Source organism: Novosphingobium soli, assembly GCF_042432915.1.
Classification (GTDB): Bacteria; Pseudomonadota; Alphaproteobacteria; order Sphingomonadales; family Sphingomonadaceae; genus Novosphingobium; species Novosphingobium soli.
The window spans coordinates 120,892-141,988 of the sequence record NZ_JBHLWK010000012.1 but is presented as its reverse complement, the minus strand read 5'-3'; the positions used below and the strand labels follow the sequence as shown (position 1 = coordinate 141,988).

Below are 21,097 nucleotides of genomic sequence, written 5' to 3'. Positions count from 1 at the left end.
GGGCGGCGACGAGGGAGAGCGGGCCGGTGGCGGACACGAGCGGTAAGGCGGCACGTCCGAGCGCGGACAGCGTACGCCTGCGCATGGCCGAGGCGGGCATCTCCGCACCGGACGCATGCGTGCCCGGCGTGGTGTCCAACCTGGTCGTGCTGCAGGACCACGTCGCCACCTTGCGCGCCTTCGCGCTCGACCCGCGCAGCGCCAGCGCCATGCGCTTCGAGGCATGAGCGTGACCGGCGCCATCGGCATGGCCGCCGCGGTCCGTTCGGGCACCGCGAGCGCCGTGCAGCTCTGCACCGCCGCGCTCGACCGGGCCGATGCGCTGGGGTCGGAGCGCAGCGGCTTCACCCGCCTGTTGCGCCGGCGCGCGCTGGCGCGGGCGGTCGCCGTCGACAAGCTCGTGGAGGCGGGGCTCGATCCCGGTCCGCTGGCAGGCGTGCCCTTCGGTGTGGCGGACCTGTTCGACGTCGCCGGCGAGATCACCACCGCAGGCTCGCGCACGCGCCGCAGCGCCGCCTTCGCCAGCCGCGACGCCAAGGCCGTGGCCCTGCTCGAAAGCGCCGGGGCCGTGCTGGTGGGCACGCAGAACATGGACGAGCTCGGCTACGGCTTCGTCACCATGAACGCGGAATACGGCACCAGCCGCAACCCGCACGATCCGGCTCGCGTCGCCGGGGGCGCGGCCGGGGGCTCCGCCGTGGCGGTGGCGGCGGGCGTGGTGCCGATCTCGCTCGCGTTCGATACCAACGGCTCGCTGCGGGTGCCGGCGGGGCTGTGCGGCGTGATCGGGCTCAAGCCGACCTACGGCGACCTTCCGCGCGAGGGCGTCTATCCCTTCGTGGAGAGCCTGGACGTCGTGGGTGTGCTGGGGCGCGACCTCGAGGACCTGGCGCTGGTGCGCACGATCCTGCGCGAAGGCGCGCCCGAGCGGGCGCAGGTGCCGCGCGGGGAGATCGCCTTCGGCCGGCTGATGAGCTGGTTCGACGACAACATCGCGGAAGAGATGCGCGGCCCGCTCGACGCCTTCTGGAGCCGGCTGGGCCGCATCGGCTTCGAGCTGCCCCATTCGGAGATCGCCCGCGCCGCCGCTTCGGTCATCATCGCCGCGGAAGGGGCGAGCCTGCACCGGCCCGCGCTGGAGGCCGATCCGATGCAGTTCGAGCCGCCGGTGCGCGACCGCCTGCTGGCGGGCCTGCTGCTGCCGAGCGACGACTACCTGGCCGCGCAGCGCTTCCGCAGCTGGATCCAGTCGCGCCTGCGCCGGCAGTTCGAGCTGGCCGACGTCCTCTTCACCCCCGCTGCGCCCGGTTATGCGCCCTTGATCGACGACCCGGTGATGACCTTCGAGGGCCGTACGATCCCGGCACGCAGCCACCTGGGCATCTATACCCAGCCGATCAGCCTGATGGGCCTGCCCGCGCTGGTGCTGCCGATGGCCGGCGACTTCGCGATGCCGCTGGGCATCCAGCTGATCAGCGCCGCGGGCAACGAGCCGCTGCTGTTCCGGGCGGCACGGCAGCTGATCGACAAGGGGCTCTGCGCGGTCCCGGCGCCGCCGGCCTGACGCGTCTCGCGGGGGCCGAGGCCGGGGATGCGGCGGCGTCGTCAAGAAATGCGCCGTCCTCGTACAAGCGCCTGCACCGGCTTGCGCTAGTCTGGCGCGGCAAGGACGGGGACGCATGCACGCTGAAACTCTCATCACCGGCGCCACGGTCATCACCATGGACGACACGCGGCGGGTGCTGCGCGACGGCGCCGTCGCCTTCGCCGGCGACCGGATCGTGGCCGTCGGCAAGAGCGCCGAACTGGCCGGGATCACCGCGCGCGAGGTGATCGACGGGCGGCGCTTCGTGCTCACCCCCGGCTTCGTGAACTGCCACGTCCACGTCACCGAGACGCTGATCCGGGGCTTCATCCCCGAGGCGCTGCCTTTCGACGAGGAGCTGGAGCGCTGGGTCATCCCGCTCTACAAGGGGCACTCCGCGGCGGAGCAGGTGGTCAGCGCGCAGATGGCGGTCGCCGCCATGTTGCGCACGGGCACGACGACGTTCCTGGAGGCGGGGACGATCCTCGCCTTCGACGAAGTGATGGCCGCGATCGCGGACACTGGCATCCGGGCGCGCACCGGCCGCTGGACCGAGGACCGCGCCTGGGACCCGGCGGCGGATGGTGCGGGGCTGACCCAGGCGGCGATGGCCGCGCTGGAGGACGACCTGGAACGCCATCCGCAGGACGGCCGCCGCGTCGCCGCCTGGCCCAACCTCATCGGCCACATGACTGCGACCGACGCCTTGTGGCAGGCGGCCACCGCGCTCGCCCGGCGTTCCGGGACCGGCGTCTCGGCGCACATGAGCCCGGTCCCCGGCGATGCCGAGTGGTACCTTGCCAACACGGGGCAGCGGCCGGTGGAGCATCTTGCGGCGCTCGGCGTGCTCGGCCCGCACCTCAACCTGGTCCACATGGTCCATGTCGATGCGCGCGAGGCGGCCCTGGTGGCCTCCAGCGGGACCCACGTCACGCACTGTCCCGGCGCGGCGATCCGGTGCGGCTACGGGGTCGGCCGGCACGGCCTGTTCCCGGAGATGGCGGCGGCGGGCGTGAACATCGCGCTCGGCACCGACGGCGCCGACAACCACGACATGCTGCGGGTGATGACGCTGATGGCGGCGCTGTTCAAGGACGCGCGCCGGGACCGCTCGCTGTTTCCCGCCCACCAGGCCCTCGAGATGGGGACCATCAACGGCGCGAAGGTGCTGGGCCTGTCGGACACGATCGGCAGCATCGCGCCGGGTAAGAAGGCCGACCTGGTCGCGCACGACACGCGCCGGCCCGAATGGCAGCCGATCAACAATCCGGTGGACCAGCTCGTCTGGGCCGCCGACGGACGCGGCGTGCATTCGGTCTGGGTCGACGGCGTGCGGGTGGTCGAGGACTTCCGTTGCACCATGATCGACGAAGAGGCGCTGTACGACACCGGCCAGGCGATGGCGGACGCGATCCTCGCGCGGTCCGGCCTGCCCCGGCTCAGCGAATGGCCCGTCGCGTGACGGCATCAGGCAAGGAAACGGACAACGTGGAATACTCGGCGATCAACGTCACTCCCCTCACGCCCGGCATCGGCGGCATCGTCTCGGGCGTGGATCTCACCCGGCCGCTCTCGAACGTCGAGGTCGAGGACCTGCATCGCGCGCTGGAGGACCGGCTGGTCATCTTCTTCCGCGACCAGCCGATCGACCACGAGGCGCACAAGCGCTTCGCCCACTACTTCGGCGGCATCCACATCGCGCCGAGCACCAAGCCGTGGCAGGCACCAGGCCATCCCGAAGTGACCATCATCCACGCCGACGCCGATTCCACCTTCGTGGCGGGAGAGGACTGGCATTCGGACATGAGCTGCGACGCCGAGCCTCCGCTCGGCTCGGTGCTGTACCTCCACACCGTCCCGCCGGTGGGCGGGGACACCGCCTTCTCCAACATGTACGCTGCCTACGAGGCGCTGTCGGAGCGGATGAAGGCGCACCTGGAGGGCCTTAACGCCGTTCATGACGCGGCGGTCGGCTTCGGCGGCATCACGCCCGATGGCATGACGCTGCCGCGCAGCAGCCATCCGGTGATCCGCACCCATCCGACCACGGGCCGCAAGGCAATCTACGTGAACAAGGGCTTCACCACCCACATCGAAGGCATCCCCCGCGCCGAGAGCGACGCGTTGCTGGGCTACCTGTTCAACCACGTGCAGCACCCGATCTTCCAGTGCCGCTTCTCGTGGCAGGCGCATTCGATCGCGTTCTGGGACAACCGCTGCGCGCAGCACTCGGCGATCTGGGACTACTTCCCGCAGACCCGGTCGGGCTTTCGCGTGCAGATCCTGGGCGACGTGCCGCACTGAAGTCGGCGCGAGGCGTGGCCTGTGGGCCGCGCCTCGCCTGCCCGACTGCGGGTCGCTGCGACTGTCTTGCGGGCCGGCGTCGCCACGGGGCGCGCCGGCCCTGCGCGTTTCAGGAGATCAGCCGCGGCACCGCCATGGTGCGGATGCTGAAGCGCGCGTCCGGGTGCTCCTGGCCGCCGCGCGCCTCGGCGCGATGCTGGACGACGCCGTTCTTGCCGAAGCCGGCGACCACCGGCCGGTCGGTCCGGCTCGACAGCCAGAGGCGCAGGAGGTGCCGCTTGCGCTGCGGTTCGGGCCAGTCGCTGAACGCGGTGCGGGCGTGGAGCGCGGCGTAGTTGGAGAGCCACTGAATGTCGCCGGGACGGAAATCCATCTCGATCGCCATGCCGCGCTCGTAGGTGATTTCGTCGAAGAGCCGGAGCACTTCCAGCTGCTCCTCGGTCAGCTTCGGCACGCCGGGGTAGTCCTGCGCGGTGATGATGTAGAGCGATCCGGCGTACATGCTGAACACGCCTTGCTCCACGCTCACCACGGGGGAGGTGTAGGTGTCGGCCGGCGCGTTGTGGTCCTGCCGCCGCCAGTCCCAGTGGAACGGCTCCAGCAGCAGCGGCGCAAGGTCCGGCCGGCGGCGCAGGATCTCGTTGTAGATCTCCGCGCCCGAGACCAGGCAGGACAAGCCGCCGGCCTTGGCACCGCGCAGGCACATCAGCGCGACGATGTCCGAACTGTCGGAGTGGTAGACCAGCTTGTCGCGGACCTTGGACGACATGGCGGTGGGATCGTCCATGGTCTTGTCCGAGGTGGCATAGACGTGGTCGAGCAGGTCGCCCATCTCGTTCTGGCGGATGGGGTCGCCCATGTGCAGCCCGAGTACATAGTAGATCGCCGCAGAGAGCGCGTCGGAGTAGGTGTCCGAGCGCAGCCCGCGCACGAGCACGAAGCCGCGTCCGAAGTCCACGTCCTCGCGCCAGGCGCGCACCGCGTCGGCGCAGGCGTCGAGCGGATAGTCCTCGGCCTGGACGAAGCGCAGGTCGGGATCGGCGTCCAGGAACCGGCGGCCGAGTTCCTCCAGCTCCGCGACTTGCGCGGCATCGAGCTGGTAGACCCAGTCCTGCCCCTCCATCAGCCGGTCGCCGCGCCACGCGGCCCTGGTCGTGACGAGGGAGGGGACTTCGGCGAGGGTCATGCGGCTTCTCCTTTGGCGCTGCCTTGTCCTTAGCCGCTGGGGAGGTGCGCGTCTTGACCAGGGGCGCACGGCTTCGGGCGGGGAGACGGGAGGCGTCACGTCCGGTTTGCTCTCGCGGACCGGCGCCTTATGACCGTGCGCGAGGGGGGGCGATACTTTGCCGTCTCGGTTGTCGTCTAGAACTCTGATCGAAGTTCGAGACGTCGCTTAGTAGTTCAGCAAATCGGCCTAACATGGATCAACCGCCTCAAGGGGCAAGCAACTTCGATGCGGCGCGCTGGTTCGTCCGGGCGGAGAGGGTGACCTCGAACAGGGACAACCGCATGAAGTATAGCTTTCTCACGGGCGCCGTAATGTCGATGGGCCTCGCGGCGAGTGCATTCGCCCAGTCGGCGCCGTCCCCCAACGCCGCGCCACCGCCGCCGCCCAAGCCCGCCGCGACGATGCCGCCAGTGCCCGCTGCCGACATGCAGGCGGTGCTGACCGCGCTCGCCGCGCTGCAGCCCAAGCCGATCGAGACGCTGACGCCGGTCAAGGCCCGCCTGCAGCCCTCCGCCGCCGACGCCGCGAAGGCCGTGATGCGCGGCCGGGGCATATCGACCGCGCCCGACCCCGCGGTCACGACCAAGGACATCCCCTATGGCCAGGACCCCTGGCAGTTCGCGCGCGTCTACATGCCCGCGCAGGCTTCCAGTGCGCCGCGTCCGGTCATCGTCTACTACCACGGCGGGGGCTGGGTTATCGCGGATGTGAACGCCTACGACGCGACGCCGCGGCTGCTGGCCAAGCAGCTTGGCGCGATCGTGGTCTCGGTCGAGTACCGCCATGCGCCCGAGGCCAAGTTCCCGGCGCAGCACGAGGATGCGGCGGCCGCCTACGGCTGGGTGCTGGCGAACGCGGCGACCTGGGGCGGCGATCCGCGGCGCGTGGCACTGGCGGGTGAAAGCGCCGGCGGCAACCTGGCGGTGGCCACGGCCATCTACGCGCGCGACAACGGGATGACGATGCCACTGCACGTGCTGTCGGTCTATCCGATCGCCAACAGCGCCAAGACGCTGCCTTCGCGGCTCGATTCGGCCAATGCCAAGCCGCTCAACACGCCGATGCTCGACTGGTTCGGGTACTACTATTCGCGCAGCAAGGCCGATCAGCAGGATCCGCGCATCAACCTGGTAGCGGCCAACCTGCGCGGTCTTCCGCCCACGACCATCATCAACGCCCAGATCGATCCGCTCCGCTCGGACGGCGAGACGGTGGCGACCGCGCTCCGCAGCGCCGGGGTCAAGGTCGAGCAGCGCACCTTCGAGGGCGTGACGCACGAGTTCTTCGGCATGGGTAAGGTCGTGCGCGGCGCGTACGACGCCAATCTCTATGCCATCGCCAAGCTCAAGACCGCCTTCAAGGATTGAGGACAGGAAGAGGACACCCCTATGAACAAGCTTCTATTCGCGGCCGCCGCGGTCGCCCTCGTGGCGAGCCCGGCCTATGCTCAGGTCATGACGCCGCAGGAATACGTCATTGCTGCCGGCGCGGGAGACCTCTACGAGATCCAGTCGAGCCGGATCGTGCTGACGTCCTCGAGCGATCCCAAGATCCGCGACTTCGCCCAGATGATGATCGCGCATCACACCAAGAGCACCGAGGACGTGAAGGCCGCGGCCAAGGCGTCGAAGGTCAAGGTGACCCCGCCCAAGCTCACGCCGGCGCAGTCCGAGATGATCGCCCAGCTGAACGACGAGAAGGGCCCGGCGCGCGACATGGCCTACGTCGCCCAGCAGAAGATGGCGCACAACCAGGCGCTGGCGCTGCACCAGGCCTATGCGCGCGAGGGCACCGCCAAGCCGCTGCGCGACGCGGCCGGCAAGATCGTGCCGGTCGTCGAGCAGCACATCGCGATGCTCAAGCAGATGTGAGCCGGACGGGCGGCGCCTACCAGGTGCCGCCCAAGGCTCGGAACAGGTCGACCTGCGCGAAGGCGACCTCGCGCGTAGCGGAGGCGGAGTCCGCTTCCGCCAGCGCCAGCGTGCGCTGCGCATCGAGTGCGGCGAGTGCGTCGATCTCACCGCGGCTCTGGCGTGCCAGGCTGACCTTCGCCGCGCGGTCCGCCGCATCGCGCGAGGCAGCCAGACGCTCGCGGCGCAGCAGCGCATTGCGATAGGCCGAAAGCGCCGTCTCCGTCTCCGCCAAGGCCCGCAGGACGGCGCCGTCGAACGCCGCAAGATCCGCCGCGCTGTCCGCGCGCGCCGCGCCTATGCGGGCGCGGATCGCCTCCTGGTTGGGGAAGGCCCACGAGATCAGCGGCCCCAGCAGCCAGCGCAGCGGGCCGCCGCCGAACACGTCCGTGGCGCCGACCGCGGTGGTGCCGATCGAGCCGCCCAGCGTGATCCGGGGATAGAGGTCCGCGGTCGCCACCCCGATGCGGGCGGTGTCGGCCGCCAGCCGCCGCTCGGCCGCCTTGACGTCGGGACGGCGGGCGAGAAGCGTACGCCCGTCGCCGACGGGTATGGGCTGCGCGAGGCGCGGCGTCGTCTCGCGCGCGATCACGCCGTCCGGAAGCTGCTGGGGCGTGCGGCCGGTCAGGACGGCGATGCGGAACAGCGCAGCCTCGCGGCGCGCCTCCAGCGACGGGACCGTCGCGGCCTGCGCCTCGCGCAGCTGGGTGATGCGGATCACGTCGAGCTTCTGGTTCAGCCCGCGTTCGAAGCGCGCGGCGGTGATCCGCTCCGACCGGGCCAGCAGGTCGAGCGTGCGCTCGGCGACGTCGATCTGCTCGCCGGCACTGATGGCGTCGACGTAGGCCCGCACGGTGTCGGCGACGACGGTGACGCGAACCGCATCGGCGTCCTCGCGCGCGGCGTCGAGATCGGCGCGCGAGGCCTCGATGCCGCGCCGGACACGACCGAACAGGTCGAGCTCGTAACCGACCGCCAGTTCGCCGTCGACGCGGCGGCCCTCGCGGTCGTAGCCGGGAAGCACCTGGCTTTCGGAGACGCGGCCGTAGGTGGCCGAACCGTTGAGGTCGGTCTGCGGCAGCGCCTGCGAGCGGGCGCCGCGCAGGCTGGCGCGGGCGCGTTCGATCCGCGCCACCGCCACCCTCAGGTCGGTGTTGGCCGCCAGCGCATCGGCGACGAGGCCGTCGAGCACGGGATCGTCGTAGAGCCGCCACCACTGCGCCTCGGGGCTGCCGGCGGTGACCGCATCCGACTGCGCGCCGATGAAGGGCGCCTCGGCGGAGGGGGGCGGGACCGGGGCGACGTGGTCGGGCCCGACGGCGCAGGCGGAAAGGCCAGTGGCGGCGAGGAGCGAGGCGATCGCGGACTTCATCATCGGGAACGTCCCTTTCATTCGGCCGGCAGCGCGTGGGGCGCGGGGGCGGCCGGGCGGCGGCGGCGAAGCTTCTCGGCCAGGCCGCGGCACACGACGTAGAAGGTGGGGGTGAACAGCAGGCCGAACCCGGTGACGCCGGCCATGCCGAAGAACACCGCGGTGCCCAGCGCCTGCCGCAGCTCGGCGCCGGCGCCCTCCGCGATCACCAGCGGTACCGCGCCGAGGATGAAGGCGAGGCTGGTCATCAGGATCGGGCGCAGGCGGGTCTGTGCGGCATAGACAGCCGCCTCGACGATCGACATGCCCCGTTCCTCCTCCGCCTGCTTGGCGAACTCGACCACCAGGATCGCGTTCTTGGCGGCGAGCGCGATCAGCACGACCAGGCCGATCTGGGTGAGGATGTTGTTGTCCAGCCCCCTCAAGTTCACGCCGAGCATGGCGGCGAAGAGGCACATCGGCACGATCAGCACGATCGCCAGCGGCAGGGTCAGGCTCTCGTACTGGGCGGCGAGGACGAGGAAGACGAAGAGCACCGCCATGCCGAAGACGATCCCGGCGGTGTTACCCGCGGTCGCCTGCTGGTAGGCGATGCCGGTCCACTCGAAGCCGTAGCCCGACGGCAGTGCTTCGGTCGCCACCTTCTCCATGGTGGAGAGCGCCTGCCCGGTCGAGAAGCCGGGAGCGACGCTGCCGTCCACCTCGATCGCCGGATGCAGGTTGTAGCGCACGACGCGGTAGGGCCCGGTCTTGTCCTCGAACGTGGCCACCGAGCCGATCGGCACCATCGCGCCCGAGTTGGAGCGGGTCTTGAGGTTGGCGATGTCCGCCACCGAGCCGCGGCTGCCCTGGTCGGCCTGCGCGGTGACGCGGTAGGTGCGGCCCAGCAGGTTGAAGTCGTTGACGAAGGCCGAGCCGAGGTAGACCTGCAGCGCCTCGAACACGCGTTCTGGGGGCACGCCGAGCAGGTCGGCCTTGCGGCGGTCGACGTCGGCGAAGACGCGCGGGGTGTTCTGGTCGAACAGCGTGTAGACCTGCTGCAGTCCCTTGGCCTGGTTGGCCTTGGCCAGCATGGCGCCGGTCGCCTGCGCCAGCTCGGAATAGCTGCCGCCTTCGTTGTCCTCCACCATCATGCGGTAGCCGCCGGCGGGGACGATGCCGTTGATGGTCGGCGGGGGCAGCAGGTAGATCGTGGCCTTGTCGTAGCCCGCCACCGCTTCCTGCGCCTGCTTCATGATGTCGGCGTAGGTCACGCCCAGTTCCTTGCGCTTTTCGAAGGATTCGAACGGGAAGTAGATCGCGGCCGCGTCCGGCGAGGCGGTGCGCGAGGGGCCGTGGAGGCCGGCGAACATCACGGCGCCGCGGATTCCCTTGATCGGGAGCAGGCGCTTGGCGATCTCCTGCGTCACTTCGTCGGTGCGCTCCAGCGAGGAGCCGGAGGGCAGGAAGGCGGCGGCCAGGAAGTAGCCCTGGTCCTGCTGCGGGACGAAGCCGGTGGGGGTGGCCCAGAACAGCGCGACGGTGGCGGCGATGAGGGCGCCGTAGGTCGCCATCATGCGGCCGGGCACGGCCACTAGCGTCGCGGTAAGGCGGGCATAGCGCGCACTCAGGCGCTCGAACCCGTGGTTGAAGCGGTCGGCCCCGCCCTGGAGAACCCGCCGCCAGCGCGGCGCGCCGGGGGCCAGCCGCTCCTTGTGGCGCAGCAGGATCGCGGCCAGAGCGGGGGATAGGGTGAGGGATAGCACCAGGGAAATGACGGTGGCGGTGGAGATGGTGACCGCGAACTGCTTGTAGAACTCGCCCGAGATGCCGCCGATGAACAGCGTCGGCACGAACACCGCGCAGAGCACCAGGACGATGGCGACCAGCGCGCCCGAGACCTCGTCCATCGAGCGCCGCGAGGCTTCGAGCGGGGAGAGCCCCTCCTCGATGTAGCGCTCGACGTTCTCGACCACCACGATGGCGTCGTCCACGACGATGCCGATCGCCAGCACCAGCCCGAACAGCGAGAGGTTGTTGAGCGAATAGCCGAGCGCCGCCAGCATCACCGCGGTGCCGACCAGCGAGACCGGAATGGCGATGATCGGGATGACCGCCGCGCGCCAGTTCTGCAGGAACAGCAGGATGACCAGGACGACCAGGACCACCGCCTCGAACAGCGTGTGGTACACCGCGTCGATCGACTGGCCGATGAACTCGGTGGGGTTGTAGATGACCGAGTACTCCAGCCCCTTGGGGAACTTGGCCTGGAGCGTGTCCATCTCGGCGCGCACCAGCTGCGCGGTGGCGAGCGCGTTGGAGCCGGGGCGCTGCATCACCGCCATCACGACGGTGGGCTTGCCCGAGAGATAGGTGTTGGTGTTGTAGTCCTGCGCGCCGAGCTCGACGCGGGCGACGTCGCGCACGCGCACCTGGCGGCCGTCGGGATCGGTGCGCACGACGATGTCGGCGAACTGCTGGGGATCGGCGAGGCGGCCCTGGAGCTCGACGCCGACCTGGTAGGCGTTGCCCTTGTCGAACGGCGGCACACCGATCGCGCCGGCAGAGACCTGGACGTTCTGCGCGCGCAGGGCGCTGACGATCTCGCCGGCGGTGAGGTCCATCGCGGCGGCGCGGCCCGGGTCGATCCAGATGCGCATGCCGTAGTCGCGGGCGCCGAACATCTGCACGTCGCCCACGCCGTCGATGCGCGCCAGCCGGTCCTTGACTTGGGTGAGCGCGTAGTTGGACAGGTAGTTGCGATCGTAGGTGCCGTCCGGCGACTGCAGGTTGACCACCATCAGGAAGTCGGGAGAGGACTTGCGGGTCACCACGCCCATGCGCTGCACCTCCTCGGGCAGGCGCGGGGTGGCCACCGCCACGCGGTTCTGCACGAGCACCTGCGCGGCATCGAGGTCGGTGCCGATCTTGAAGGTGACGGTGATCGTCACCTTGCCGTCGCCGGTCGACTGCGAATCCATGTAGAGCATGTCGTCGACGCCGTTGATCTCCTGCTCGATGGGAGCGGCGATGGTGTCGGCCACGGTCTCCGCCGAGGCGCCGGGATACTGCGCGGTGACGGTCACCGTGGGCGGGACGATGTCGGGATACTGGGTGATCGGCAGGCCGAGGAAGGCCAGCGCGCCGATCACGGTGATGATGACCGCGATGACGCCGGCGAAGATCGGGCGGTCGATGAAGAAGCGGGAGAGTCGCATGGCAGGAGCCTTGTCTGGGCGCGCGTCGGCCCGTCCCGCAGAGACGCTCTGCAGGGGGGCGGCGCGCCGGGGGCGCGGTCGTTCAGGGATCATCCCCGCGGGGGGCGGGGATGACGTGTGGTCTGGCGTCAGCCGTGCATCAGTCGAGCGTCGCCTGCGACGCCGACTGCTGCGCCGGGGCGGGCGCGGCGGCGGCCTTGTCCGGTGCGATCCGGCCCGCCTTGGCCTGGACGTGGGCACCGGGGATCGCGGCCTGGTAGTTCGAGATCACCACCGCCTCCTCGGGGCGCAGGCCGCTGCGCACGACGCGCAGGTTCCCGACCAGCGGCCCGGTCACGACCGGCCGGCTCGCCACGGTGCCATCCTGGCCGACGACCATCACCACCTTGCGGGTCTGGTCGGAGCGGACGGCGGCGTCTGGCACCAGCAGCGCCTTCACCGTGCCGCCGTTGGCCAGCCGCATGTTCCCGAACATCCCGGGGGTGAGGAAGCCGTCGGCATTGTCAAGGCTGGCACGGATGCGGATGGTGCCCGAGCGGGGATCGAGGCCGTTGTCGGTGAAGTCCAGCCGGCCCTTCCACCGGTAATCGGCCTCGTCCTGCAGGCGCACTTCGATCTGGGTGCCGTCGCGATGCTCGGCGCGATCGCGCTGGGCCTTGAGGAACAGCGATTCCGACGCGTCGAAGGTGAAGTAGATCGGGCTCACGGCATTGATGGTGGTCAGCAGCGTGGCATTGGCGCCGCTGTCACCCGAAACCAGGTTGCCGGCGTCCACCCGGCGGTCGGAGACACGGCCCGAGATGGGCGCGCGCACCGTCGCGAACTCCACGTCGAGGCTGCGCGCACGCACCCGGGCCCGCGCCGCGGCCAGCGCCGCTTCCGCTGCCCGGACGCGCGAGCGGCGCTGGTCGACCTCGCTCGCCGCCATCGCCTCGTCGCCCGAGAGCCCGGCGACGCGGGCATAGTCGGAGCGGGCGAGGGCGAGCGTGGCGCTGGCCGACGCGGCCTCGGCCTCGGCTTCGGCCAGCGCGGCGCGGTACGGCCGGGGATCGACCACGAACAGCGGTTGGCCCGCGCGCACGTAGTCGCCGTCGCGGAACAGGATCTGCGTGATCGCGCCCGAGACGCGCGGGCGCACCTCGACCGTCTTGCTGGGGGCGAAGCGGCCCACGTAGTCGTCCCATTCGGTGACGTCGCGGAGCAGCGGTCGTGCGGTCTCGACCGTCGCCGGCGGCGGCAGGGCGGCCGCCGCCTCGTGCCGGCCCAGCAGGGTCCAGGCCAGGCCGGCGACGGCGGCGAGGGTCAGCGCCCCGATCGCGACCTGCAGCCGCCGCGGTCCCGGCGAACGCCGGGCGCCCGCACGCCCGGGCGCGTAGTCGGAGGGAATTTCGAGTGTGGTCGCGAGGTTCACGCGGCAAGCCTCCGGAACGGGGCGCGTTCGCGCCCGATGATGTCGATGACGGCGCCGATCTGGTCTTCGCTGTAGCCCGCGGCGCGAGCGTCCCTGAGCGCCGAGACCGGCAGGGTGTAGCCCTTGTGCCAGGCCTGCACGGCAAGGCGGCGCAGCGCCTCCAGCCGCTCGTTGGCCAGCATCGCCGAGGGCGGGTTCGGCCCCAGGATCAGCCGCGCCAGCCAGCCGCGCTTGCGCTGCGGGCGCAGGGTATCGAGCCCGTCACCGCGGGCCAGCGCGACGACGCGGCGCTCGAGGCCGGTGAGCGCTTCGCGCCCCACCTCGGCGGGGTGCGAGAGTGCGACGGGCAGCGCCTGCAGCGCGGCATCGGAGAAGTCGATGAAAGCCATAGTCTTGCTCCCTGAAGATGAGCCCCGGCGCACGCCCCGGGACAGGGGGGAAGGGCGCGCGCCGGGGCGGCCTCCGGCTCGGGGCAGCCGGAAGGATGGTCGATGCGCCGGCCGCTCGTGCCCGACCGGCCAAGCGCGTGTTGCGCATGTCGGCCGCGGCCCGCGTGGGCCTGCAGCGGTGAGGACGGATGCCCGCTGCCGTTCAGTGGCGGCGAGTCGGGCGGTTCGTTTCTATACCAATCGGTATATATTCAGGTGGGAGAAAGGTCAAGCAGCTTTCTGTACCGGCCGGTAAATTAGGTCGGGAAGGCGCTTTTCAAGAGCCTGAACGGCCGTTGAACGAAAAATTTTTCGAAAAGCCTTGGGGACCGGATTTCGGTTGCCAGTGACTGGCCTGCCCGGGAGCCGGTCTCAGCGGCTGGGCCAGATCGCCAGGAAGGCATCGACGGTGCCTTGCAGCTCGCTGGAGCAGGCGCAGCCTTGCGCCTTCACCGACAGCCCTTGCAGCACGGTGGTGAGGCAGCTGGCCATCGCCTTGGGATCGACGCCCTGGGGCAGGTCGCCTTCCGCGCTCGCCCGCTCGAACCGCTCGACCAGCGCGGCTTCCGAGGAGGCGCGGCGGGCGGCCACGTGCTCGCGGATCGAATCGATCTCGTTGGTGCAGGCCACGGTGCTGATGACGCCCAGGCATCCGTGCGGGTCGCTGGTGCCGCAATGGGTGGCCAGCGCGCCGCGCAGCAGCCTCTCGGCCACGCCGCGGGCGGTGGGCGCTTCCAGGGCGGCGCCGACATAGGCCAGCTTGTCCCGCTCGTAGAGGTCCAGCGCCTTCTTGAAGAGCGCTTCCTTGTTGCCGAAGCAGGCGTAGAGGCTGGGCTTGGTGATGCCCATGGCATCGGTCAGCTCCGCCATCGAGGCGCCTTCGTATCCGCGCGACCAGAACACCCGCAGCGCGGCTGCGAGCGCCTCGTCAGGATCGAATTCGCGGGGACGGCCGCGGACCGCAGGGGTGGCCGAGCATTTCATACCAAGCGGTATATAGGTGCGCCGTCCGCGCGAGTCCAGTGCAAGAACCCCGGCATTAACCCTGGCATTTCAGGCAGGCAGCATCGTGCCGGTGTCGATGAAGCGCTGGTGCCAGGACAGCGCCTCAGCCGGCAGCGAAGGGGCATGCCTGCCGTACGAACCGTGATAGGCGCGCTCATAGTAGTCGCGCAGGGCGTCGCGGTAGATCGGGTGCGCGCAGTTCTCGATCACCAGCGCGGCGCGCTTGCGGGGCGGCAGCCCGCGCATGTCGGCAAGGCCTTGCTCGGTCACCAGCACCGCCACGTCCTGCATGATGTGGTCCACGTGCGCCGCCTGCGGCACGATGGCGGAAATGGCGCCGCCCTTGGCCGTGGAAGGGGTCATGAAGATCGAGACGTAGGCGTTGCGCGCGAAGTCGCCCGAGCCGCCGATGCCGTTCTGGATGCGGCTGCCCATCACGCAGGTGGAGTTGACGTTGCCGTAGATGTCGGCCTCGATCAGCCCGTTCATGGCGATGCAGCCGAGGCGGCGGATCAGCTCGGGATGATTGCTGATCTCCTGCGGGCGCAGGATCATGCGGGTGCGGTAGCGCTCCATCTCGGCATTGATGCGCAGCGCCGCCTCGGGGCTGAGCGAAAAGGCGGTGGCGGAGGCCATGCGCAGCCGGCCGGCGTCGATGAGGTCGAGCATGCCGTCCTGGATCACCTCGGTATAGGCGGTCAGGTCGTGGAAGGGCCCGTCGACCAGGCCGGTCAGGACGGCATTGGCGATGTTGCCTACGCCCGACTGGATCGGCAGCAGCGAGTCCGGCAGGCGACCCTTGCCCACTTCGTGGCGGAGGAACTCGATGATGTGCCCGGCGATCGCCAGCGCGCTGGCATCGGGCGGGGTGAACGGCAGGTTGCGGTCGGGGGCGTCGGTCTCGACGATGGCGACGATCTTGGCCGGGTCGCAGCGCAGCGTCTCCTGCCCGATCCGGTCGTCGGGGCGGACCAGCGGGATCGGCACGCGGTGCGGCGGCAGGGCGGTGCCGTAGTAGATGTCGTGCATCCCTTCCAGCGCCGGGTTCTGCCAGGAGTTGACCTCCAGGATCACGGCCTGCGCGCGGTCGAGCCAGGTCTTGTTGTTGCCCACCGAGGACGACGGCACGAGCGAGCCGTCGGGGCGGATCGCGGTCACCTCGACGACCGCCACGTCGAGCGGCCCGAGGAAGCCTTGCCAGGCCATCGGCGCCACCTGGCTGAGGTGCATGTCGAGATAGTCCATCTCGCCCTTGTTGATCCGCTCGCGCGCGATCGGGTCCGAGTTGTAGGGCAGGCGCAGCTCGATGCCGTCCGCCTTGGCCAGCGCGCCGTCGAGCTCGGGACCGGTCGAGGCGCCGGTCCAGACCTTCACCCGCATGGGCCGGCCGGCTGCATGCTCCTCCTCGATCCGGGCGGCCAGCGCCAGCGGCACCGCCTTGGGATAGCCAGAGCCGGTGAACCCGCTCATGCCTACGGTCTGCCCGTGGCGGATCAGCGCCGCAGCATCCGCGGCGGACATCACCTTGTTCCGCAAGTCTGCGCTGGCGATACGGTCGGTCATGCGAATCCTCTCGTTCCGGCCTTCACGGGCCCCGGGCGTTTTGTCCATCGGTGCGCCGCACAAGACAAGAGCTCAACTTTGCGCAGGACTTGTGCCAAAGGCGTTCAGATGAGCGACCTCGTGCGATCCCTGCGCCTGTTCCTGCGCGTGAGCGAGGAAGGCAGCTTCTCCGCTCTCGCGCGGCGGCTGAACCTCAGCCACACCACGATAACGCGCGCGATCGACGATCTGGAAGCGCATTTCGGCGCTCGCCTGTTCCAGCGCACGACCCGTCGCATCACGCTGACGCGTGAGGGCGAGCGGCTGGTCGGCCACGCCGCCGCCATCCTCGACCAGCTGGAGCAGGCGGAGGCCGACCTCGCCGGGCAGGTGGCGGCGCGCGGCCTCGTCCGGCTGGGCGTCACCACGGCGCTCGGGCTGCACTACGCGCAGCGCCTGGAGCGCCTGCGCGACGCTCACCCGGCGCTGCGGATCGAGCTCCTCGTCGCCGACTGGCGCGACGCGGCCGACGCGGGCGGGCTCGACCTGTGGCTGGCGGTCGATGCCGGTGCCTCGGCTCCCGGTGCGCCGCTCGGCGAGCTGGCGCGCCTGCTGGTGGCCGCGCCGCAGTACCTGCGCGCGCGGGGCACGCCGGCGCGGGTGGAGGACCTCGCGCAGCACGAGTGCCTCACCTACGGCTACGCCGCGCGGCCCGAGCCCTGGCCGGTAGCGGGGCAGGAGCTGCGGCCCGGCGGCTTCCTGCGCGCCAACAGCAGCGAGGCGGTGCTGCGCGCCACCCGCGGCGCCCTGGGCATCGGCCTGCTGCCCCGCATCCAGGTGGAGGACGACCTCGCCCGCGGGCTCGTCGTCCCGGTGCTCCCCGAGGCGCCGATCCCGCCGATCCCGTTGCGCGTCGCCCACGGCTTCGAAGGTGTCCCGATGCCGATGCGCGTCCGCGTGGTGCTCGACTTCCTGGTCGCGAACTTTCCCGCCTAGGCTTGCGCGCCCGAGAGGAAGCGGTCGAGCAGCGCGGCCGTCGCCTCGGGCTTCTGCTGGTGGAGGAAAGCGCCGGCGCCCTCTACGTCGAGGCTGGTCGCCTGCGGGATCAGGCGCAGCGCCCTGTCGCGAAAGACCTGGTAGGTGCCCTCGTTGCCCTTGCCGTAGACGAGCAGCGTGCGCGCCGCGATGCGCGGCAGGTAGTCGGTGATCCCGCAGGTGAAGACGCCGCGCTCCGAAGGGCGGATCCACAGCCCCGCCGCCGCGCGCGACGCGTTCATCTGCGCATTGATCGCCGAGGTGGTGCCAAACCGCCGCGCCATCGTCTCGGCCGCGCGCGGCAGTGGCATGCCCCGGGCGTCGTACTCGCCGGTACGCGCGTCGTAGGCGGCCAGGTCGGATGCCGACATGCGGTCGGCGAGTGCGACGCTGACGAGCGCGAGGCGCACCACGTCGGCCGGGAACAGTGCCGCCATGATCGCCGCGATGCAGCCGCCCAGCGAGTTGCCGGCCAGAGCATAGTGCGTGATGCCCAGCGCCTCGAGCGTGGCGCGGACGAGTGCGGCACTTTCGGGCAGAGTCTGGATATAGGGCGGCGGCCCGGCCATCGTCGAGCCACCATGGCCGGGAGGGTCGATGGCGACCACCCGGTAACGGGGCGCGAGCAGGCGCGCCACCGGGAGCCAGTCGGCCATCCAGCCGCCCAGCTTGGGCATGACCACCAGCACCGGACCCGCCCCGATCGCGCCCCAGTGGATGCGCCCTCCCGCGCGGTCGACATGACCGCTCTCGGCCCAGCCATCGTCACCGGACCGCCCTAGGCCCGACACCTGAGGCGCGGCCATGCCCCCGGTGCTCACCGCAGCGGTGCCGGCAAGGCCCACCCCCGCGGCGAGCACCGCGCGGCGGGGGAGAGGCAGGGAGGCGATCGTCATGCGCGGGTCTCCAGGCGCGATGGGCATCGCCGCCATCATCATGCGGTTGCCGGGGCGATTGAACGGCTCGGCTCCCGCCTGTCCGGCAGGCGAACGGTACGCTGCGCGGCAGTGGCAGCGGCCGGCGCCCGGATCGATGCAGTGCGGGTTCAAGAATGTTCGGAGAGTACCATGCGGATCAGCCGAAGGCACATGCTGGGCCAGTCCGGCCTGTTCATGCTCTCGCTCGCCGCCATGCCGGCGCGGGCGGCGGTCGAGCGCTGCGACGTGGTCGTGATCGGGGCGGGCCTTGCAGGCCTCAACGCCGCCACCATCCTCACCGACCTCGGCGCCAGGGTGATGGTGCTCGAAGCCCAGGAGGTCCCGGGCGGGCGCCTCCGCACGCTGCGCAACGGCGACCGGCACTTCGACTGCGGCGCAACCACCATCGGTCCCGAGTACGGCCGCGTCCGGGCGCTGGCAGAGCGGTTCGGCGTCAGCCTGGTTCCGCCGCACCGCCGCGGCGGCATGGCCTGGGCGGTCCGCGGCGAGAGCGGCGACGCCGGCTCCTGGGCCGGCTCCGCCGCCAATACCACCCGGGGCGACGAGCGTGGCATCGCCATCGCCCAGCTCGAAGTCGCGATCATCAACCGCTTCGGCAAGCTGCCCGCACCCGATGCCTGGCGCGATCCCGCCTATGCGCGCTGGGACGTGCCGCTCGACCGCTTCTACCGGGAATGCGGCCTGTCCGACGAAGCGATCCGCCTCATCGGGATCACCAGCAACTGCGAGACGCTGGAGACGACCTCCGCCCTGTTCCAGATGAAGGAGCTGCAGTCGATCGCGTCGTGGGGCAAGCAGGCGGGAGGCCAGAAGAACTCGGTCTACGAAGCGGGCACCGGGGACTTCCACTACATCGCCGGCGGTTCCGACACCCTCCCGCGGGCGATTGCCGAGGGGCTCGGCGCGCCGGTGCGCTGCGGCGTCGCCGTCACGGCGATCGACATGGACGGCGCGGGCTGCACGGTCACCTGTGCCGACGGCGCGCGGATCGGCTGCGATTACGTCATCTCGGCCGTGCCGCTGAGCGCCCTTTCGCGCATCGCCATCTCGCCGCCACCCACGGGACTGCGGGCAGAATCGATCAGCGACGCGCTCTACATGGGCACCTCGCACTTCTTCTACGCGGTCACGGCGCCGTACTGGGAACGCGACGGACTGGAACCGGGCCTCATCACCGACGGTGCTATCGAGCGCGTGTTCGCCAACAAGGGCGAAAGCGGCGAAGTCGAGTGGCTGGATGTGTGGATCAACGGCGCGGGCACTCTGGCCTTCGATGCGCTCCCGCCCGAGCGCGCCGCGGCGCTGGCGACGGCCGAGCTGCTGCGCATCCGCCCGGCGATGGCCGGGGCGATCCGGCCGATCGGGCAGCACAGCTGGCGGCGCAATCCTTACGTGACGGGCAACAAGCACATCTACCGGCCCGGCCAGGTGACCCGTTTCGGCGCGCGGATCGCGGATCCTTGGCAGCGCCTGCACTTCGCGGGCGAGCACACGCGCGACGTCGAGCCCGGGATGGAGGCCGCTGCCGCCACCGGAGAGCGCGCGGCGCTCGAAGTTCTCGAGCGGATGGGCCGCGCCTGAGGCGGGGCACTAGGCCGCTTAGACAAATTCCGTGTCGACCGGAATGACCGAAATGGGTGGGGAGTCGCCATTACCCCATCCAGGCCGCTCATGCTGAGCTTGTCGAAGCATGGGAACCTTGCGCCACGTCTCGAGGCCTTCGACAAGCTCAGGCTGAGCGGAGGGAGAGGTCCGCTTTGGGTGAATTAGCTGCCGTTGGAGGTAGTGATCACGGCATGCGGATCTGTTCGGCAATCTGATCGATGATCACGAGATTTGGCGAAGACGGTAGGTCGAAATGTGCCTCGTCCGGTCGCTGCGAGTTGCATAGAGCCTCGCGACCAGTGAAAGATATCCAATATACCCGTGGCTCCGGAGCAAATGGAATATCTGATCCGTTATAGTGAATTGACGTTTGGTAGTGATCCAAGCCGAGGTTATGCGGATCATTACCTCGGTTCGCAGACACGAAGCTCGCCCCTTCAAAGTTTGTGAACAAATATCCCGAAAATTTACGTTGCTTTCGCCATCTAAGCGCCTGGGGTTCAGGATATACTTCGTTGTTGAGATCGAATGCAGCTTGGGAGACGTAGCAATCGGGGTCTTTGCGCCATTGATGCGGCTCTACCGGAAACACAATGATTTTCTCGCCGGATTTCACGGCGGATTGCGATCCATCAGGTTCGTTAGCAGGCCGATTTGATCCGTAGGCTGCCAAGAGGGCTGTTGTGAGCAGCAGGTAGTGGACCTTCATAGATCAACTAGATAAAGGAACGTCCAAGCGGCGCAAGCCATGCGCGAATGTCCGCAACGGGGGGAAGCCGTCGTAGCCATCCTCCCCGGAACGGGGAGGGGGACCACCCGCAGGGTGGTGGAGGGGCACCCTCGGTGTGCGTGCCATCGCGTTAGCCCACAGCAGAACCTCCTGCCGATCACGGTCGCGCAAACCGCTCGTGCCCCTCCACCATGCTTCGCATGGTTCCCCTCCCCCAAGGGGGAGGATGGGGCGAAACCGGACGTCCCAATTTGTCCACGCCGGCTAAGCAGCGCTGCTGCACCATTGCACCCCATAGACACACAGCCCGTTCGCAGCAACGCCGCCCCGGCTTTCGCAGAGGCGGCGTCGTTCATTCCGGTGGAGGGACGCTGACGCTACTTTCCGGTCGTGCCGAGATAGGCGATCAGCGCCTTGCGCGCGGCCGGGTCCGCGATCCCGGCGAAGACCATGTTGGTGCCCGGGACGACTTCGCGCGGCTTGGCGATGAAGGCGTCCAGCTTCTCGGGCGTCCACTTGAACCGGGCCCCTGCCAGCGCGGGGGTGTACTTGAAGCCGGGCTGCTTGCCGGCGGCGCGGCCCACCACGCCGGCCAGGTTGGGGCCGATCCCGCGCGGCTTCGCCGGATCGACGGAGTGGCAGGCCATGCAGCGCGCGAACTGCGCCTTGCCCTTGGCGACGTCGGGCCGCGCGGCGGGCGCGACCGGTGCAGGCTGCGCTGCAGTGGCGGCGGGCAGCGCGGCCAGGGCCAGTGCGGCGCCGGCCAGGGCGGCGGCGAGCGGTGCGGGGTGGACTCGCGTCATCGCG

The 21,097-nt window shown here is 70.1% G+C and carries 18 protein-coding genes; 8 read left to right on the top strand and 10 right to left on the bottom strand.

Features of this window, described 5'->3' with window-relative positions; translation table 11 throughout:
- Positions 1 to 26 precede the first annotated feature (26 nt).
- From ACFFJC_RS10110 to ACFFJC_RS10095, 4 genes are all read left to right on the top strand, one after another.
- Complete coding sequence (locus tag ACFFJC_RS10110) at positions 27 to 227, top strand: hypothetical protein (RefSeq protein ID WP_379487379.1); 201 nt, start codon at positions 27 to 29, stop codon at positions 225 to 227.
- The gene (locus tag ACFFJC_RS10105) at positions 224 to 1,564 is read left to right on the top strand and encodes an AtzE family amidohydrolase (protein WP_379487378.1); all 1,341 of its coding nucleotides are present in this window, start codon (positions 224 to 226) and stop codon (positions 1,562 to 1,564) included. The genes ACFFJC_RS10110 and ACFFJC_RS10105 overlap by 4 nt, the downstream gene beginning before the upstream one ends.
- Before the next feature lie 115 nt (positions 1,565 to 1,679).
- On the top strand, positions 1,680 to 3,047 hold the full coding sequence (locus ACFFJC_RS10100; RefSeq protein WP_379487377.1) for an amidohydrolase family protein: 1,368 nt from the start codon (positions 1,680 to 1,682) through the stop codon (positions 3,045 to 3,047).
- The gene (locus tag ACFFJC_RS10095) at positions 3,032 to 3,889 is read left to right on the top strand and encodes a TauD/TfdA dioxygenase family protein (RefSeq protein WP_379487376.1); all 858 of its coding nucleotides are present in this window, start codon (positions 3,032 to 3,034) and stop codon (positions 3,887 to 3,889) included. The genes ACFFJC_RS10100 and ACFFJC_RS10095 overlap by 16 nt, the downstream gene beginning before the upstream one ends.
- A gap of 109 nt (positions 3,890 to 3,998) precedes the next feature.
- Here ACFFJC_RS10095 and ACFFJC_RS10090 read toward each other — a convergent pair whose 3' ends face one another.
- Positions 3,999 to 5,075, bottom strand: a complete 1,077-nt coding sequence (locus tag ACFFJC_RS10090; RefSeq protein ID WP_379487375.1) for a TauD/TfdA family dioxygenase — start codon at positions 5,073 to 5,075, stop codon at positions 3,999 to 4,001.
- A gap of 323 nt (positions 5,076 to 5,398) precedes the next feature.
- Here ACFFJC_RS10090 and ACFFJC_RS10085 point away from each other — a divergent pair, with 323 nt between their 5' ends.
- Both ACFFJC_RS10085 and ACFFJC_RS10080 read left to right on the top strand, forming a co-directional pair.
- Positions 5,399 to 6,484, top strand: a complete 1,086-nt coding sequence (locus ACFFJC_RS10085; RefSeq protein ID WP_379487374.1) for an alpha/beta hydrolase — start codon at positions 5,399 to 5,401, stop codon at positions 6,482 to 6,484.
- 21 nt (positions 6,485 to 6,505) lie between these two features.
- Complete coding sequence (locus ACFFJC_RS10080) at positions 6,506 to 6,988, top strand: DUF4142 domain-containing protein (protein ID WP_379487373.1); 483 nt, start codon at positions 6,506 to 6,508, stop codon at positions 6,986 to 6,988.
- Positions 6,989 to 7,004: 16 nt separating this feature from the next.
- Here the strand turns inward: ACFFJC_RS10080 and ACFFJC_RS10075 are convergent, their stop codons facing one another.
- From ACFFJC_RS10075 to scpC, 6 genes are all read right to left on the bottom strand, one after another.
- Positions 7,005 to 8,402, bottom strand: coding sequence for an efflux transporter outer membrane subunit (locus ACFFJC_RS10075; RefSeq protein ID WP_379487372.1), 1,398 nt, complete (start codon positions 8,400 to 8,402; stop codon positions 7,005 to 7,007).
- Positions 8,403 to 8,416: 14 nt separating this feature from the next.
- Positions 8,417 to 11,596, bottom strand: coding sequence for an efflux RND transporter permease subunit (locus ACFFJC_RS10070; RefSeq protein WP_379487371.1), 3,180 nt, complete (start codon positions 11,594 to 11,596; stop codon positions 8,417 to 8,419).
- 139 nt (positions 11,597 to 11,735) lie between these two features.
- Positions 11,736 to 13,007: an efflux RND transporter periplasmic adaptor subunit gene (locus ACFFJC_RS10065; RefSeq protein ID WP_379487370.1), complete on the bottom strand. Its 1,272-nt coding sequence runs from the start codon at positions 13,005 to 13,007 to the stop codon at positions 11,736 to 11,738.
- Positions 13,004 to 13,396: a hypothetical protein gene (locus ACFFJC_RS10060; protein ID WP_379487369.1), complete on the bottom strand. Its 393-nt coding sequence runs from the start codon at positions 13,394 to 13,396 to the stop codon at positions 13,004 to 13,006. The genes ACFFJC_RS10065 and ACFFJC_RS10060 overlap by 4 nt, the downstream gene beginning before the upstream one ends.
- A 411-nt stretch (positions 13,397 to 13,807) precedes the next feature.
- Positions 13,808 to 14,419, bottom strand: coding sequence for a TetR/AcrR family transcriptional regulator (locus tag ACFFJC_RS10055; RefSeq protein WP_379487368.1), 612 nt, complete (start codon positions 14,417 to 14,419; stop codon positions 13,808 to 13,810).
- A 69-nt stretch (positions 14,420 to 14,488) separates the two neighbouring features.
- Entirely contained in the window at positions 14,489 to 16,003 is a 1,515-nt protein-coding gene (gene scpC / locus ACFFJC_RS10050; RefSeq protein WP_379487367.1) for a succinyl-CoA:acetate CoA-transferase ScpC, read from the bottom strand.
- Between the two features lie 108 nt (positions 16,004 to 16,111).
- On the opposite strand from scpC, the gene ACFFJC_RS10045 reads away from it, so the two are divergent.
- Positions 16,112 to 16,978, top strand: coding sequence for a LysR family transcriptional regulator (locus tag ACFFJC_RS10045; RefSeq protein WP_379487366.1), 867 nt, complete (start codon positions 16,112 to 16,114; stop codon positions 16,976 to 16,978).
- Here the strand turns inward: ACFFJC_RS10045 and ACFFJC_RS10040 are convergent.
- On the bottom strand, positions 16,975 to 17,913 hold the full coding sequence (locus tag ACFFJC_RS10040) for an alpha/beta fold hydrolase (protein ID WP_379487365.1): 939 nt from the start codon (positions 17,911 to 17,913) through the stop codon (positions 16,975 to 16,977). The genes ACFFJC_RS10045 and ACFFJC_RS10040 overlap by 4 nt on opposite strands.
- Before the next feature lie 171 nt (positions 17,914 to 18,084).
- On the opposite strand from ACFFJC_RS10040, the gene ACFFJC_RS10035 reads away from it, so the two are divergent.
- A complete protein-coding gene (locus ACFFJC_RS10035; protein WP_379487364.1) occupies positions 18,085 to 19,536 on the top strand; it encodes a flavin monoamine oxidase family protein in 1,452 nt (483 codons plus the stop codon).
- A gap of 208 nt (positions 19,537 to 19,744) precedes the next feature.
- Here ACFFJC_RS10035 and ACFFJC_RS10030 read toward each other — a convergent pair whose 3' ends face one another.
- Together ACFFJC_RS10030 and ACFFJC_RS10025 are read right to left on the bottom strand one after the other, a co-directional pair.
- Positions 19,745 to 20,269, bottom strand: coding sequence for a hypothetical protein (locus ACFFJC_RS10030; protein WP_379487363.1), 525 nt, complete (start codon positions 20,267 to 20,269; stop codon positions 19,745 to 19,747).
- Between the two features lie 398 nt (positions 20,270 to 20,667).
- Positions 20,668 to 21,093, bottom strand: coding sequence for a c-type cytochrome (locus ACFFJC_RS10025; RefSeq protein WP_379487362.1), 426 nt, complete (start codon positions 21,091 to 21,093; stop codon positions 20,668 to 20,670).
- Positions 21,094 to 21,097: the final 4 nt, after the last annotated feature.